The organism is Rosettibacter primus, from assembly GCF_036860675.1.
Taxonomy (GTDB): domain Bacteria; phylum Bacteroidota; class Ignavibacteria; order Ignavibacteriales; family Melioribacteraceae; genus Rosettibacter; species Rosettibacter primus.
Map to the genome: position 1 here is coordinate 241038 of NZ_JAYKGK010000003.1, position 17836 is coordinate 258873.

Here is a 17836-nt window from a genome sequence, read left to right on the forward strand (position 1 = left end):
AAAGGAAATTAATCATGAATAACATAAACAATGAAAAAGAATCTGAAAGAAATGAATTAAAAAATGAAAGAGAGAATAATTATATTTTTCAAAACGCTATCTGTCCATTCTGCAACTCAAGGACTACAATGATTTTAGACCACAAAAAAATTGAAAACCAAAAATCAGATTGGATTTGTCTGGTATGCGGCCATGTATTCGAGTATGTGAAAAATTCTTAATGCTTCATTGAATTCATTGCATCTTTAACAGGCACTTTCATTTTAATTTCTTTTGAGTGTTTAAATTTTAAAACAAGATTTATTGTATCGTTGTTCTTCAAGTTTCTAATTAAATTAATCAGCATAATATGAAGTCCACCGGGTTTAAAATTAACTTCGGATTTTGCAGGAATCTCTACAAATTTAACAGCACGCATTCCCATTTTATTATTTTCATTAAAAGTTTCATGTATTTCTACTACCTCGGCAGAATTTGATTCAGCACTAATTAAAGTATCATTTTTTGCACTGTTATTTGTAATTTTAAAATACACAGCAGAGTTACTGCCTTTTGCAGAAACTCGTGCCCAGGCATCTTTTATATTAATAGTTTGTGAGTAATTGCTGTTTGTCAGAATAATTGAGATACCTAATAAAAATAATCTTATATGTTTCATAATTATCCTCTGAATATTTTATGTAAAGATATATATTATTAAAACAACAATAAACGAGTGATAAAAAATTATTGTTTTTATATTTTGGTAAATAAATAAAAAAGAAAGGGTATAAAAATGGAATACACATATTTAGGCAGAACAGGATTAAAAGTAAGTCGACTTTGTTTGGGAACAATGAATTTTGGTCCTTTCACAAGTGAAGAAGAAAGTTTTAAGATAATGAGTCGTGCTCTTGAACTTGGCATAAATTTTTTTGACACAGCAAATGTATATGGCTGGGAAAAAGGAGTCGGTTTTACAGAACAAATTATCGGCCGTTGGCTTTCTGAAGATAAAAGCAGAAGAGATAAAATTGTTCTTGCAACAAAAGTTTATGGTAAAATGGGAGAAGGACCAAATGATTCAAAACTTTCAGCTTATCACATTAGAAAAGCCTGTGAAGACAGTTTAAGAAGACTTCAAACAGACCATATTGATTTATACCAGATGCATCATATAGACCGCAACACTCCATGGGAAGAAATTTATCAGGCAATGGAACAGCTTGTAAGAGAAGGTAAAATAATTTATGTGGGAAGTTCTAACTTTGCTGCATGGAATCTTGTTGAAGCATTTTATAAAGCAAAAGAGAGAAATTTTTTGGGTATTGTTTCTGAACAAAGTATTTATAGTTTAAGAAACAGACATATTGAACTGGAAGTTATCCCAGCTTGCAAAGCATTGGGCATTGGATTAATTCCATGGAGTCCATTAGGTGGCGGTATCTTATGTGGAGTTTTAGAAGGAGTAAAAGAAGGACGAAGAACAAGAGAACCATTACAAAAATCAATTGAAAAATTACGTCCTCAGATTGAAGCTTATGAAAAATTATGCAAAGAAATAAATCAAAAGCCGGCCGATGTTGCACTTGCATGGGTGTTGAACAATCCAGTTGTCACTTCACCAATAATTGGTCCAAGAACTTTAGAACAACTTGAAGAAAATGTAAAAGCACTTGAATTAAAATTATCAGATGATGTATTGAAAAAATTAGATGAAATCTGGCCAGGACCTGGAAATCAAGCTCCAGAAGCTTATGCATGGTAATCTTAAATTAGAAATAAAAATTATTTATAATAATATAGGTGCGCTATGAAATTGAAAATTTTCTTGTTGCTGATTCTTACATTAATTCAGAATAATTTATTTCCACAAAACAAAAATCTAACTTATAAACAGGTTTATAATTTTGCAGAACCTCGATTAACAAAACCACTGCCACAGTTAAAAGGCTGGCTTGATGATAATCATTATCTCGAATTAAAATCAGATTCAACAAAATCTATCTTTCAGCCAGTATTAATGAAAGTAAATGTAAATAGTGGCTTGTCAGAAATATTTATTGATTACAGAAAAATAAATGAGAATTTACCAAAAGGATTTAATGTTGAATATGCAATTACATCTTCAGATTATAATGGATTTTTATTCAACGAAAAAAATGACTTGTATTATTATTCACTCAATAAAAATAATTTTATACAATTAACAAGAGATACGATAGAAGAAAAAAATCCGAAATTTTCTCCTGACGGAAAAAAAATTGCTTATACAAAAAACAATAATCTATTTGTATACGATTTAGAAAAACAAAAAGAAATTCAGCTTACATTTGATGGAAACAATTTAATTTACAACGGCTGGGCTTCCTGGGTTTATTATGAAGAAATACTTGGTAGAGCAAGTCAATACGCTGCATTCTGGTGGTCGCCAAACAGCAATAAAATTTGTTTCTTGAGATTTGATGATTCTCCTGTGCCGGAATTCCCTCTATATCGAGCTGATGGACAACATGGCAGCCTTGAAATTCAACATTATCCTAAAGCAGGCGACCCAAATCCAAAAGTTAAATTTGGTATTGTTGATTTAAATAATTATAAAATTGTCTGGGCAGATTTTGATGAAAATATTGACCAATACATTGCATGGCCATTCTGGACTCCAGATGGAAATCAACTTACAATTCAATGGATGAATAGAGCACAAGATAATATCAAAATTTATTTTGTTGATACATCAACAGGAAAATTAAAAGAACTATACAACGAAACTCAAAATACATGGGTCGAATGGTTTGAAGATTTATATTTTCTAAAAAACAACAAAGGATTTCTATTAAGAACCTCTGTTGATGGCTGGTATCATCTTTATTATTACGATATGAATGGAAAACTAAAACAAAAATTAACCGACAGCAATTTAACTGTCCTTGATATTGCACTTGTTGATGAAATTAAAGAAAAAGTTTATTTTCATGGATGGAAAGACAATTCAACCGAAAAACATTTATTTGTTGTTAATCTAAAAGGAAAGGGACTCAAACAAATCACAACGCTTGAAGGAACTCATACCTGCACAATTTCTCCTAATGCAAAATATTTTTATGACAGATTCAGCAATATAAACACACCTGCAAAAATTGAATTATTCTCTATTGATGGAAAAAAAATTAAAACTCTTGGCGATTCAAAAAATTTGATAATCAATGAATATAAACTTGCAAAAGCAGAAATGTTTAGAATTCCAACTGAAGACGGCTATCAGCTTCCTGCTATATGGTATTTACCTCCCGATTTCGACGAAAACAAAAAATATCCTGTTATATTTTCAATTTATGGTGGACCTGGAACTCCAACTGTTCGAAATGCTTTCCCTTATTTTCTGGAACCTTACTATCTCGCCCAAAATGGAATTATTTATATTTCAGTAGACCATCGAGGTTCTGGACACTTTGGCAAAAAAGGGATTGACTTAATGCATCGCAATCTTGGTAAATGGGAAATGCATGATTACATCGAAGCAGTAAAATGGTTAAAGAAAAAATCATTTATTGATACAACAAAAATTGCAATCAATGGCGGAAGTTACGGTGGATATATTACAGCTCTTGCTCTAACTTATGGCTCAAATTATTTTAATTATGGAATTGCAGAATTTGGTGTAATGGACTGGCATCTTTATGACAATGTTTACACTGAAAGATATATGGACAAACCAAAAGAAAATGAAGAGGGTTATAAAAAATCCTCTGTCCTTAATTATGTAAAAAATTATAAAGGAAAACTTTTAATCACACACGGCACAATGGATGATAATGTTCACATGCAAAATTCAATTCAATTGATTTATGAACTGCAAAAACTAAATAAAGATTTTGAAATGATGATTTATCCAAATGCACGACATGGCATTACAATGCCTCTTAGAAATCATTCCCTCAAATTAAAAACACAATTCTGGTTTAAATATTTACTTGACAAAGAATTAAATATTGAAAAAGATTAAATCAATTAAAAAAAAGAGAAAAAAATGGAATACAATGTAAATCCAAAAGAATATTATCCTCCGATGCATTCAGCAGAACATCTTTTGAATGGAACAATGGACAAAATGTTTAATTGTGGAAGAGCATTTAGTGCTCACATCGAAAAGAAAAAATCGAAATGTGATTATCATTTCAATAGAAATTTAACAGAAGAAGAAATTAAAACAATAGAAGAAAAAATTAATTCGCTTATTGCACAGGATTTGCCAATTACAGAAGAATTTATGAAACGAGATGAAGCAGCAAAATATTTCAGTCTTCACCGACTTCCAGAAGAAGCAGGTGAAATTCTGCGCGTAATTAAAATAGGTGATTACGACAAATGTTTATGCAGCGGACCTCATGTTAAATCCACAAAAGAAATTGGTTCATTCAAAATTGTTTCTACAAGTTATGAAAATGGTGTACTGAGAATTAGATTCAAGATAAAAGAAACAAATAATGAAAATTCAAAAACATAAAGGCAAAAATGTATAATGCAATAAGCTTTGAAGAAGCAAATAAATATTTTAATACACACAAAATTGTTCTTACATATTTCAGCACAAATGATTGTAATGTATGTAAAGTTCTAAAACCAAAGGTCAAAGAATTAATTGAATATGAATTCCCATTGATAAATTTTCTTTACATAAATGTGAATGAATCAAAAGAAATTGCAGCTCAGTTCAGCGTATTTGCAATTCCGACAATCATCTTATTTATTGATGGGAAAGAATATATTAGAAAATCTCGATTTATAAATTTAGAAGAATTGAAAAGTGAATTAGACAGAATTTATAACCTGATTTTCTAAGGTTTAAGATTAACTATTATTAATGGAATAATTTACCTGTGACCAAAATTTCCCAAAATGTAAAAACGAAATGCTTTTCTTATATTTGCATTTAATTTTCAGAATAAGTTGAGATACAAATGCAGCCAAGAAGTCATTCTGATATCCCAAAAGCTTATAATCCAAAAGATGTTGAAGACAAATGGTATAAATACTGGTATGACCATAATCTTTATCATTCAGAAGTTGATGAAACAAAAACACCTTACACAATTGTAATTCCTCCGCCAAATATTACTGGTATTCTTCACATTGGACACATTCTTAATAATACACTTCAGGACATTTACATTCGTTACAAAAGAATGAAAGGATTTAATGCTTGCTGGGTTCCGGGGATTGACCATGCATCAATTGCAACAGAAGCCAAAGTAGTTGCAATGTTAAAAGAAAGAAATATTACAAAAGATAAAATTTCGCGAGAAGAATTTCTGAGATATTGCTATGAATGGAAAGAAAAATATGGCGGAATAATTTTTCAACAATTAAGAAAGCTTGGCGTAAGCTGTGACTGGCAGCGTGAACGCTTTACAATGGATGACCATTACTATCGAAAAGTCATAGAAGCTTTTGTTAGACTTTATAAAGAAGGCTATATATATCGCGGCTACAGAATGGTAAATTGGGACCCGGCTTCCAAATCTGCAATTTCCGATGAAGAAGTTTTTTATAAAGAAATAAAAGGAAAACTCTATTACTTAAAATATCCGGTAAAAGAATCAAATGAATTTATAATCGTTGCTACTACACGTCCCGAAACAATGCTCGGTGATACTGGAGTTGCTGTTAATCCTGCAGATGAACGTTATAAACATTTAATTGGCAAAAAAATAATTCTTCCAATTGTTGGAAGAGAAATACCAATTTTTGCCGATGAATATGTTGACATGACTTTTGGAACAGGAGCAGTAAAAGTAACCCCTGCTCATGATGCTAACGACTACGATATGGGATTAAGACACAATCTTGAAATTATAAACATATTCAACGAAGATGCTACAACAAATGGAAATGTTCCTACTGAATTTCAGGGATTGGACAGATATGATGCAAGAAAAAAGGTTATTGATAGATTTATAGAATCAGGATTACTTCATAAAGAAGAAGATTATATAACCAAAATTGGTTACTCTCAACGAGGCAACGTCCCTATCGAACCATATCTTTCAGAACAATGGTTCATGAGAATGAAAGAATTAGCTGAACCAGCATTAAGAGTTGTTCTTGAAGGGAAAATAAAATTTCATCCCGAACACTGGATTAAAACATATGAACACTGGATGACAAATATTAAAGATTGGTGTATCTCTCGTCAATTATGGTGGGGACATCGCATTCCTGTTTGGTATCATAAAGAAACCGGAGAAATTTATTGTGAAGTTAATCCTCCAGAAGATATTGAAAACTGGCGTCAGGATGATGATGTGCTTGATACATGGGCATCGAGCTGGCTATGGGCTCAAGATGTTTTTACAAATGAACGCGACCAGAAATATTATTATCCAACTGACCTGCTTGTTACCGCTCCAGATATAATTTTCTTCTGGGTTGCAAGAATGATTATTGCCGGTATGCATTTTATGAATGAGATTCCATTCAAAGATGTTTATTTCACAAGTACTGTGCGCGATACTCAGGGAAGAAAAATGAGTAAATCTCTCGGCAATTCCCCTGACCCGCTCGACTTAATAAATGAATATGGTGCAGATGCTCTAAGATTTACAATGACATACATCTCTCCACTTGGTCAGGATGTTTATTTCAGCAACGAAATGGTAGAATTAGGAAGAAACTTTGCAAATAAAATCTGGAATGCCGGCAGATTTTTATTGATGAATGCTCAAAACATTAAAATAGATTTGTCCCTTAAAGATAAATATATTGATTTTACCGACAGATGGATTTTTTCCCGCTTCCACAAAACAATTAAAGAATTTACAAACGCAATTGATAACTTCGAAGTCAATTCTGCTTCAAAAATTATTTATTCTTATGTGTGGAATGACTTTTGCGATTGGTATGTAGAACTTTCAAAATTCAGATTATATCATGGCAGCGACGAAGAAAAATCTGCTGTTCTTACAAGAGCAATTTTATTATATGAAGAAATGTTGAAACTTGTTCATCCATTTATGCCTTTTATAACAGAAGAAATATGGCAGATGCTTGATGAAAGAAAAGATGGCGAAAGCATTTCAATAACCTCTTTCCCTGAATTCAATGAAAAAATGATTGATGAAAAAGCAGAAAAAGAAATTGAATTCGTTCAAAATATTGTTACTGCAATTAGAAATATTCGTGGAGAGATGAATATTCCTCCTGCCAAACAAATTAATGTTTATCTTAAAACAGATAAAATTACTGAAGAACAAAGTAATTACATAAAATCACTCGTAAAAATTGAAAATTTGATAATTGATTCTCAAATTCACAAACCAAAGGCAAGCGCCTCAGCTGTAGTAAAAGAATGCGAAATTTACGTTCCTCTTGAAGGCTTAATTGATATAAATGTTGAAAGACATCGAATTCAGAAAGAAATTGCAAGGCTAACTTCTTCGCTTGAATCTGTAAAGAAAAAATTATCCAACGAAAGTTTTATTACAAAAGCTCCAGCAGATATAATTGAAAGAGAAAAAAATAAATTAAATGACTGGCAAAAAGCTCTTGAAAAACTTCAGAATATACTATCAGATTTAAATTAATCGAAGCTTTTTTTAATTTTTCAAAAAACTTTTTATAAAATGTTTTTAGAAGAAGAGCCTTCTAAGCAGGATATAATTGAAGCTCATGAAAGAATAAAAAACTACATTCACAAAACTCCTATTTTAACATCGAGTTCAATTAACTCTTTATTTGGCTGTAATCTTTTTTTCAAATGTGAAAACTTTCAAAAGATTGGGGCATTCAAAATTAGAGGGGCAAGTAATGCTGTTCTCTCATTAAGCAATGAAGAAATTAAAAATGGTATTGCAACTCATTCTTCAGGGAATCATGCTGCAGCAATAGCTTTATCGGCAAAAATTAGAAATGTCCCTGCTTATATTATAATGCCAAATAACGCATTAAATTCTAAAAAGAAAGCAGTTGAAAGTTACGGAGGAAAAATTATTTACTGTGAACCCAATCTTAAATCAAGAGAAGAGACTGTGAATGAGTTAATTAGAAAAAATAATGCTGTTCTAATTCACTCTTATGATAATTACTCTGTAATAGCAGGACAGGCAACCTGTGCAAAAGAAATCTTTGAAGAGCTTTCTGATAAAATTAAAATTGACTATATAATTGCACCAGTTGGTGGCGGAGGATTATTGAGCGGAACCTCTTTAAGCACAAAATGTTTTTATCCTTATGCAAGAGTAATTGGAGCTGAACCAAAGGGAGCTGATGATGCTTTTCGTTCAATACGTGATAATGTAATTTATCCTTCAATTAATCCTCAAACAATTTGTGATGGTTTGCTTACTCAACTTTCTGAAAAAACTTTTTCTATCATCAAAAAAAATGTTTATAAAATTTTAACTGCCGAAGAGGAATCAATTATTTATTGCACAAAACTAATCTGGGAAAGAATGAAAATAATTGTTGAACCATCAAGTGCTGTTGCTCTTGCAGTTGTATGGGAAAACAAAGAAGAATTTATCGACAAGAACATTGCAATTATAATTTCTGGCGGTAATATCGATTTGGAGAAATTTTCATTTAATATAAAAGTTAAGACTTAATTCCAATTTCAAAAAAAAGCCTGACTGAAGAAATAATCTTCATCAGGCTTCTAATTTTTGGCAATTACTTTTAATTATACATCAAAGTATTGCTCAAATTCGAATGGATGAGGACGAAGAGCCATCGGTTTAATTTCTTTTTCGATTTTATAATTAATCCACGCATTAATTACATCTTCGGTAAATACATCTCCTTTAAGTAAGTATTCATGGTCATCTGCAAGAGCTTTTAATGCAGCACTTAGAGATTCAGGAGTTGATGGAACATTCTTTAATTCTTCTGGTGACATATCATAAATATCTTTATCGAGTGGTTCACCGGGGTCAATTCTATTTATAATTCCATCAAGTCCAGCCATTAAAATTGCTGAAAAAGCAAGATATGGATTGCTTGATGGATCCGGGCAACGAAACTCTATTCGTTTGGATTTTGGAGAAGGAGAATACATGGGTATTCTAATAGATGCACTTCTATTTCTTTGAGAATAAGCAAGATTAACCGGAGCTTCGAAACCTGGTACAAGTCTTTTGTAAGAATTAGTTGTTGGGTTAGTAAATGCAAGAAGTGAAGGAGCATGTTTTAATAGACCGCCAATAAAATATAAAGCTGTTTCACTCAATCCAGCGTAGCCTCCGCCAGCAAACAACGGCTTATCTTTCAGCCATAAACTGACATGAACATGCATACCACTGCCGTTATCACCAAAAATTGGTTTGGGCATATATGTTACAGTTTTATTGTGTTTTCTTGCTGTATTTTTTACAATGTATTTGAACATCAACAACTGGTCAGCTGCTCTTAATAATGGCTTAAATTTCATATCAATTTCACATTGACCACCACTCGCAACTTCATGATGCTGAGCTTCTACTTCAATACCAACTTTAATTAAATTCTGAACCATCTCATTTCTTAAATCCATTAACTTATCAGTTGGTGGAACTGGAAAGTAACCTTCTTTATAACGAGGTTTATAACCAAGATTTGGATTCTCTTCTCTGCCCGAGTTCCATTTTCCTTCAATAGAATCAAGATAATAGAAAGCAAAGTTTGGTCCAGAATCAAAACGAACATCATCAAATACAAAAAATTCAGCTTCGGGCCCAAAGTAGGATGTATCAGCAATACCTGTTGATTTTAAATAAGCTTCTGCTTTTTGTGCAATATTTCTTGGACAGCGTGCATATTTTTCTTTTGTAATAGGTTCATAAACATCACATATTAGAGACAATGTTGGTGCTTCTATGAAAGGATCTACAAACATAGTTTCGGGATCAGGAATAATAAGCATATCACTTTCATTAATACTTTTCCAGCCTCTGATTGATGAACCATCAAATCCAAATCCATTTTCGAATGATGATTCATCAAGCTGATTTGCCGGAACAGTAAAGTGCTGCCATTGACCCGGAAAATCCATGAATTTGAAATCAATAAATTCAATTTTGTTATCTTTTATGAAAGATAACACCTTTTCAATTGGTGATTCTGTTTTGCCCATTTTTGTTACTCCTTAGATATTTATTTTTGTTGTTTCTTTGATTGTTGATAATACAAAATTTGTTACTGTTCTTGTTACACCCTGCCAGGATTGAATTTTGCTTAACAACTGTTCCAATGACTTGGTATCTTTTACTATTGCTTTAAGTATATGAGAACCTTCTCCCAAAATTGCATGACATTCTAATATCTCGGGTGTTTTTTTAACATGCTCAATTAATTTTTCATAATTTTTTGAGGAATCCATAAATACAACTATAAAAACCATAATATCATAACCAAACACATGACGATTCAATTTAGCATAGTAACCTTCGATAACATTATTATCTTCAAGCTTTTTTAATCTTTCGCTAAGCGAAGGTAAAGATAAACCGATAAGCTCCGCCAGCTCACTTCTTTTTGTTCTGCCGTGTTCCTGGAGCTTTTTTAGTATTGAAATATCTAATTCATCAATCATATTTACTCTTATTTTTTTAGGTAATTTGTAAATTATGGTTTAAAATATAAGGTTTGGTCGGAAAATTTGCAAATATTTTTTTAATTAGAAGGGCATTTTTTTGTCTGATTGGCAGAATCTTTATAAAATTCTAAATCGCAATGCTTCAAAAATCTTTTTTATTACATCATTTTCTTCATTTAACTTGATTGTATAATTATTAAACTCTCTTCTAATCCTGTAATGTTTTCTTAAGCTGTCAAAATATATCCCGAAGTCATCGGGATTATAGTTTTTTGCTTGCTTTAAAAGATGGCTGTCTTCCTCTATATCATATATTTTTTTACAAACTTCATTAAGCATCTTTTCTATCGATTCATTAATATCAATTGTGATTAAGGAATTTTCCACTTCATTCACTACGGGTTGCCATGATGGTTTAACATTCATATAATCACAAAATTTATTGTATATAAAAACAGTGCTGTTGATTTTACCTTCATACGAATAACCTGCAATATGCGGTGTTCCAATGTTTACTAAATCAAGCAACTGAGTATCTATCTTAGGCTCGTTTTCCCACACATCAAGTATTGTAATTAAATCTTTTTTCTCAACTAATCTTCTTTTAAGAACTTGATTATCTACAACTGGACCACGCGAAGAATTAATTAAAATTGCTCCTTTTTTTATTAATCCAATATTACTTTCATCTAAAAGATGAAAAGTTTTATCGATTCCACTTTTATTGAGCGGAACATGAAATGTTACAACATCACACAAAAGAGTTTCATCTAAAGAACAAAATTCCTCAGGATATCCTTCTCTTTGAAGAGGGGGGTCATTAATCAAAACTTTAAATCCAAGGGCTCGTGTAAACTTAGCCACCTTTTTTCCGATGTTACCGTATCCAATTATTCCAATTGAGCTTTCACTAAACTTTTTACCAAGTTTATAAAATATTGATGTGACAGCACAAATAACATATTCTGCTACAGAATATGCATTACAACCGGAAGCATCTGCAAATGCAATATTTTTTTCTTTTAGATAATCTTTATCTATATGGTCAGTGCCAATTGTTGCAGTAGCTACAAATTTAATATTTGTACCTTCGAGCAAATCCTTATTTACTTTTGTAACTGAACGAACAAGCAGAACATCTGCATCTTTTAAATCACCTTTTGTAATTGACCTCCCGGCTAATAATTTTACATCACCAAAAGCACTAAAAGCTTCTTTAACTTGAGGAATATTTTCATCTGCGATTATTAACATGGTTCTTAATTTCCTAAAAAATTATTCTTGAAGTTCAAATATAGGAATGTTAATAGCTATATTAAATTTCATCATAAATATTTTTTAATTGCAATTATGGATTTTCAAAACCGAATCATCATTTATCCTGAAAATTTGTAATCACTTTAATATTTGTTTATTTTTGCCAAAATTTTTTGATTCCACAATAAAAAATCAAAAGGAGTACCTTTATAAAATGAAATTCAAAAAACGAACACATACATGTGGTGAGTTAAGAGAATCAAACATTGGCCAAGATGTTGTATTAAACGGTTGGGTAGCAACCAGACGTGATTTAGGAGGTGTAATTTTTATTGAATTGAGAGATAGATATGGAATTACTCAAATTGTATTTGAACCCGGACATAATGCAGAAGCACATGAGCATGCAAAAAAATTAAGAAGCGAATATGTAATTTCTGTTGAAGGAAAAGTAAGAAAACGACCCGAAGGAACTGAAAATCCTGCTTTAGAAACAGGATACATTGATGTAATGGCCGATAAACTTATCATTTTGAATCCTTCTGAAACTCCACCTTTCCCAATTGAAGACAATATTGATGTGAATGAAGACATTAGATTAAAATATAGATATCTCGATTTAAGAAGACCTGAAATGCAAAAAAATCTTTTGCTTCGACATAAGATGTACCAGCTTACAAGAAAATATTTTGATTCCCATGGATTTATTGAAGTAGAAACCCCTGTTCTAATGAAAAGCACCCCCGAAGGTGCAAGAGATTTTCTTGTGCCAAGCAGATTGCACAAAGGAAAATTTTATGCATTACCACAATCACCTCAAACTTATAAACAGATTTTAATGGTTGCCGGATTTGACAGATATTTTCAAATTGTGAAATGTTTTAGAGATGAAGACTTAAGAGCCGACCGTCAATATGAATTTACCCAAATTGATATTGAAATGTCATTTGTTGATGTGGAAGATATTCTGGAGATGGCTGAGGGATTAATGAAAATTTTCTTCAAAGAAATCTGGGATATCGACCTTAAAACTCCAATTCCTCGCTTAACTTTTGAAGAAGCTATGGAAAAATATGGAAGTGATAAACCAGATTTGAGATTTGGTCTTGAACTTAAAACACTTAATGATGTTTTCAAAAACTCAGAATTTAGAGTTTTCAAAGAATCAATTTCAAAAAATGGAATTATCACAGGTCTTGTTGCAGAAGGCTGCGGAGATTACACAAGAAATCAGTTAGATGGATTGACTGACTATGCAAAGAAGTTAGGTGCAGGAGGTTTAATCTGGATGCGCGTTAAAGAAAATGATGTTGAAGCTCCAATTGCAAAATTTTTAAGTGATGATGAAAAAAAGAATTTAATTACAGCTCTTCAAGCAAAACCAGGCGATTTAATATTGCTGTTAACAGGAGAGAAGCTAAGAACACTTTCCATAATGGGCACATTACGTCTTGAAATGGCTAAGCGAATGAATTTAATTAAATCGGACGCACAACCATCACTTCTCTGGGTTACAGATTTCCCATTATTTGAATGGGACGATGAAACAAAACGATATTATGCTATGCACCATCCTTTTACATCGCCAAGACTTGAAGATATAGATTTGATGGAAACAGAACCGTTAAAAGTAAAAGCCCGTGCTTATGATCTGGTATTAAATGGAAATGAAATTGCTGGCGGCAGTATTAGAATTCATAATGCAGATTTACAAGCAAAGATGTTCAAAGTTCTTGGCATTGATGAAAACGAAGCTAAAGAAAAATTTGGATTTTTGATGAATGCATTTAAATATGGTGCACCACCTCATGGTGGAATAGCCTTTGGTTTCGATAGACTTGTAATGCTCTTTGCTAAAAAGTCATCTATTCGTGATGTGATTGCATTTCCGAAAACATCAAGTGGAATGTCTTTAATGGATGATTCACCTTCTTATGTAGACGAATCACAATTAACCGAACTTCACATAAAAGTTAGATAAATCTGCCATTTTAGGAGGGTTATTCGTTTTTAGGAATAACCTTTCTAAACAATAACACTAAAGAAAAATTAAATATTTTCGATAATGTAAGTGGAGAACGATTCCTTTTCTTCCAACTTCTACTGAATTTTAATTTGAATTAATTTATGATTTCTTATTCGTTAAAATTTTTTGTCCCACTCATTAAAATAGAGGGAAGTTATTCCAGCCGGTGTTTTGCCCTCGACATCGGCTTCTGCACTTCCCTCTATCCCCATCTATGCTAATAAAAATCAATTGGTATTTCTTAACAATTAATTTTATTTTTAATAATAATTAATTAATTCAGAAATGAAAGAAACAAGTAAATATAAAATCGGTCTACTTTCTGAAAAGATTGACATCCAAAAAATTCTTAATCATTATAAATTAACATTTGCTTTTCTGCTGATTGGATGGACAATTATTATAATTTTTTTCCTTTCCTGGAAAATATCCGAGCTTAATTCAACAAATCTCGAATTAATTTTGAACGAAGCCCGCATACTTGCAGAGCGCGATACACTTTATACAAACTGGGTTATATCTCACGGCAGTGTTTATATAAAAAGTAATAACTCAAACAAAAACAATAAAAATAATTTTAACTTTGTTCCACCTGCTTTAATGCATAAACAATTACAACAGCAATTAAAAGATAAAAATAAGTTAATAATCAAATTAACATCATTAAACTCTATTAATCCTGAATATAAAGCTGACGACTGGGAATCAAAATCATTTGAACATTTCAAGAAAGGAAAAAATGAATTTTATTCCTTTGATACAATTAACAACAAAAAATACTTTCGATATATCATCCCATTGAAAATTAAAAAAGAATGTTTATCGTGTCATGCAAATCAAAAAATTGGAGAGATTAAAGGAGCTTACAGCATAGCACTTCTTTCTTCAAATTACGATAGATATTACAATCATCAACTAAAAAATGACATAATTCTTCATCTATTGATTTGGTTCATCGGTTCATTTGCTTTCACTTTTGTATTCAGAAAATTGTACTCATATTTGAAAGAAATAAAACTGAGTCAGGAACAGTTTTATGAGCTACTTAATAATTCCCCAATGAGTACATTCATTAAAGATGGTGAAGGAAATTTAATTTATATGAATAAAATTGCAGAACAATATCTCCCAGAAAAATTCAGGAATGGAAAGTGGAAAGGATTAAAAGATTCAGATATTTGGGAACCTGAGATTGTTCAAAAACTCCGTGAGCATGATACAGAAGTTCTAATTTCAATGCAATCAAAAGTATTTGAAGAGACAATCATGAGCGAAGGGAAAAAACATGTGTGGTTAACTCATAAGTTTCCATTGAAGGATACATCAAGCGGAAAAGTTTATATAATAGGCATGGAGATTGACATAACAGAAAGAAAAGAAAAAGAAGATGAAATTAAAAAGTATTCCAGACAGCTTGAAGAATTAAATAAGAATAAAGATAAATTTATTTCAGTTTTAGCTCATGATTTAAGAGGTCCATTTACACCTATTCTTGGTTATACAGATCTGTTGGCTACCAGTGCTGAATATCTTACCTATCAGGAAATCAAAGAATTTGCACATAGTCTTGATGTGATTGTAAAAAATCAATTTCAATTGCTTGAAAATGTACTTGATTGGAGTCGCCTCGAAGGAAACAGATTGAAAATTGAACCGAGAGAATTAAACTTATTTGATGAGGTTAAGAAAATTTTAAATCTCTATCAACCAATTTATAATGACAAAGAAATTCAAATCATTGAGAAAGTAGACCCTGCTTATGAAATAATTACAGACCAGCATTCACTAAATACTATTCTGAGAAATTTAATTTCCAATGCTATTAAATTTACACCTCATAAAGGGACAATTCAGATTATTGCTTCAAAAGAAAATAATGGCTATAAAATTAAAATTATTGATTCGGGAGTAGGAATTCCAAAAGAAAATCTCCCCAAAATTTTTGGTGGTGAATCTGGTTTTACAACAAGAGGAACAAACAACGAAAAGGGAACTGGACTTGGTTTAACAATATGCAAAGAGTTAATTGAAAAACTTGGCGGAAAAATTTGGGTTGAAAGTGAAGTGGGAAAGGGAAGCACATTTACAATTTTTCTTCCAAATTTGAAAATTGAAAATCAATAGTCAACTATATTAATCAAAACTCAAGTGTCATCTTCAAGTAAGCATAACTCGAATAGAATGATTTTTCTTTTGTAATATTTTTTTCAATCAAGTAAGTATAATTCAAATCAAAAAATATTTCTCTAAAAGGTTCATAACGAAAACTAAGTGTAAAAATATCTTTATTAATCCTTTCACCATCCAAAAACTTGATATGCTTCGGGTCAACACCTTGTCTGAATGGCTGAAGTGCATCACCCCCGGCATTAAAAACTAAATTGCCAAGAGCATCATAAATATTTTCACCTGAACGAATGTGTTGATATTTAAAATTTCCTCTCAGCTTTTCAGAAAAATTATATGAAAGTTTAGAGCAAATTTCATCTGCATTTGGTCCAATTCGATGCCCGAGCAATTCACTATGTGCTGTGTAAGAATTTTTAATATTAGTATGGCTATAAACATATGGACGAATTTTTGTATACTCCATAACAAATGACAAATCACTAATTGATAATGGTGAATACCAGAAAAGTCCTATTTGATATGCAGTTTTATTTGAATATAAATCTAAATCTTGAAGGTGAGAAAGAATATTTTCATCAAGAAAAAAAGTTGCTTGCAGTTCGAGATTTTTAAGAAAGTCCGATTGAAAATCTAAAAAGAGAACACCATTATCTCTATCCTGCAAAGACATTTCCTCGAACTTATAAAATGCAAATGGATTCAGATAAGCAAGGTCAATTCCTCTTCCAGTATAAATAATTGCTTCTCCAATTCCTGCTTGAAATAAATTTTTGAATGTAAATTTCAATTTGTTATAAGCATAAAATTTTGTGTAATTAAGAGAACGGTCTTCATGAAATTCACCTACTGTAGTTGCATGAAGAGAAGAAAAACTAATAATTCCATAATTAAAATCCATTTTTATAAAATCGAGATAAGGATGGTCTCCAGAAAGAACAAGTTTACTGCTGTATCCATATCCCAATTTTATTTTTTCTCTTCCAATTTGAAATGATAATTTCATTTTATCAATTGGCTCGGTGAAATATCTTAAGTATCCTTCTGTAAAATCGTAGTTGCTAATATTTTCAATATTCTCATAAAATTTGAAATTATATCTTAATCGCGGGTCGAATGTGGTTGCATAATTTGTCGAACCTGCAACCCCACCTTTTTGCACAACTAAATTATAACCAAGTTTATCGAAGAGAGTACCACGAAGTCTAAATCCAATGTCAAACAATTCAGAATTATTGATTTCAGGTTTGAATATTTGTCCATGCATTGCCCTGCCAAGCATTTCAAGATATAAATTTGCTTTCTCTTCACGATAAGCATAGATGAATTTAATTTTATTTGAAAAAATATCTATTATATCTTTCGAAAATTTTTCTGAATAACCTAAAAATTGCATGGTGTTTGTGGAATCAGCTAAATCATCATAAAATTCATCTTGAAATTTTTTTAATAATTTTTTTTCTGTAGCACTCAACAAATCATATTTGGCTTGAACTTCTTCGAGATGACTTCGAACTTCGGCACGAGACATTATTGGATTATCATCATGAATATAATCCAATATTTTTTTTACCTTCATCTCTTTCAAAAATATATAGACATCATGGTCAACGGGAACATTTTCTTGCTGGGAATAAATGACACAGAAAGATAAAAATATAACCGCAACAATTAAGAAAATTTTTTTCATAGGTATTCAATAGAATTTTAATGTGTGTTCAAATTTAAGAAATAAATCTTGATTCTGCGATTATAACTAATGACTGCATGAAAACATAAATTTAACTATGCTGAAAAAATTTCTTAAGAATCTCCAAAAAATAAAATTGATATTTTTTTGATAAATAACTAAAAGCAAACACATCTTGAAAAAATCTTTA

General features: G+C 31.2%; 14 protein-coding genes. 9 read left to right on the forward strand and 5 right to left on the reverse strand.

Annotated elements, in window-relative coordinates; genetic code table 11:
- The first annotated feature begins 14 nt into the window (after positions 1–14).
- A complete protein-coding gene (locus tag VJY32_RS05830; protein WP_353676958.1) occupies positions 15–221 on the forward strand; it encodes a hypothetical protein in 207 nt (68 codons plus the stop codon).
- On the opposite strand, the gene VJY32_RS05835 is transcribed toward VJY32_RS05830, so the two are convergent.
- The gene (locus VJY32_RS05835; protein WP_353676959.1) at positions 218–658 is read right to left on the reverse strand and encodes a copper chaperone PCu(A)C; all 441 of its coding nucleotides are present in this window, start codon (positions 656–658) and stop codon (positions 218–220) included. The genes VJY32_RS05830 and VJY32_RS05835 overlap by 4 nt on opposite strands.
- Positions 659–775: 117 nt before the next feature.
- On the opposite strand from VJY32_RS05835, the gene VJY32_RS05840 reads away from it, so the two are divergent.
- The 6 genes from VJY32_RS05840 (at position 776) to VJY32_RS05865 (ending at position 8582) form a co-directional block, all read left to right on the forward strand.
- Entirely contained in the window at positions 776–1747 is a 972-nt protein-coding gene (locus VJY32_RS05840; protein WP_353676960.1) for an aldo/keto reductase, read from the forward strand.
- 45 nt (positions 1748–1792) lie between these two features.
- Positions 1793–3985: a S9 family peptidase gene (locus VJY32_RS05845; protein WP_353676961.1), complete on the forward strand. Its 2193-nt coding sequence runs from the start codon at positions 1793–1795 to the stop codon at positions 3983–3985.
- A gap of 24 nt (positions 3986–4009) precedes the next feature.
- The gene (locus VJY32_RS05850; RefSeq protein ID WP_353676962.1) at positions 4010–4486 is read left to right on the forward strand and encodes an alanyl-tRNA editing protein; all 477 of its coding nucleotides are present in this window, start codon (positions 4010–4012) and stop codon (positions 4484–4486) included.
- A gap of 8 nt (positions 4487–4494) precedes the next feature.
- Positions 4495–4821, forward strand: coding sequence for a thioredoxin family protein (locus tag VJY32_RS05855; protein WP_353676963.1), 327 nt, complete (start codon positions 4495–4497; stop codon positions 4819–4821).
- A gap of 119 nt (positions 4822–4940) precedes the next feature.
- Positions 4941–7562, forward strand: coding sequence for a valine--tRNA ligase (locus tag VJY32_RS05860; RefSeq protein WP_353676964.1), 2622 nt, complete (start codon positions 4941–4943; stop codon positions 7560–7562).
- 39 nt (positions 7563–7601) lie between these two features.
- The gene (locus VJY32_RS05865) at positions 7602–8582 is read left to right on the forward strand and encodes a pyridoxal-phosphate dependent enzyme (protein WP_353676965.1); all 981 of its coding nucleotides are present in this window, start codon (positions 7602–7604) and stop codon (positions 8580–8582) included.
- Positions 8583–8656: 74 nt separating this feature from the next.
- On the opposite strand, the gene glnA is transcribed toward VJY32_RS05865, so the two are convergent.
- The 3 genes from glnA to VJY32_RS05880 all read right to left on the reverse strand — a co-directional run bounded on the left by glnA (position 8657) and on the right by VJY32_RS05880 (position 11800).
- Positions 8657–10084, reverse strand: a complete 1428-nt coding sequence (glnA, locus tag VJY32_RS05870; RefSeq protein WP_353676966.1) for a type I glutamate--ammonia ligase — start codon at positions 10082–10084, stop codon at positions 8657–8659.
- Positions 10085–10096: 12 nt separating this feature from the next.
- Complete coding sequence (locus VJY32_RS05875) at positions 10097–10543, reverse strand: Lrp/AsnC family transcriptional regulator (RefSeq protein ID WP_353676967.1); 447 nt, start codon at positions 10541–10543, stop codon at positions 10097–10099.
- Between the two features lie 120 nt (positions 10544–10663).
- Positions 10664–11800, reverse strand: coding sequence for a 4-phosphoerythronate dehydrogenase (locus VJY32_RS05880; protein WP_353676968.1), 1137 nt, complete (start codon positions 11798–11800; stop codon positions 10664–10666).
- A 217-nt stretch (positions 11801–12017) separates the two neighbouring features.
- Here VJY32_RS05880 and aspS point away from each other — a divergent pair, with 217 nt between their 5' ends.
- Complete coding sequence (gene aspS / locus VJY32_RS05885; protein WP_353676969.1) at positions 12018–13784, forward strand: aspartate--tRNA ligase; 1767 nt, start codon at positions 12018–12020, stop codon at positions 13782–13784.
- Between the two features lie 330 nt (positions 13785–14114).
- Entirely contained in the window at positions 14115–15953 is a 1839-nt protein-coding gene (locus VJY32_RS05890) for an ATP-binding protein (RefSeq protein ID WP_353676970.1), read from the forward strand.
- Between the two features lie 13 nt (positions 15954–15966).
- On the opposite strand, the gene VJY32_RS05895 is transcribed toward VJY32_RS05890, so the two are convergent.
- Positions 15967–17646 (reverse strand): capsule assembly Wzi family protein, encoded by a 1680-nt coding sequence (locus VJY32_RS05895; protein ID WP_353676971.1) that lies wholly within the window; start codon positions 17644–17646, stop codon positions 15967–15969.
- Positions 17647–17836 lie beyond the last annotated feature (190 nt).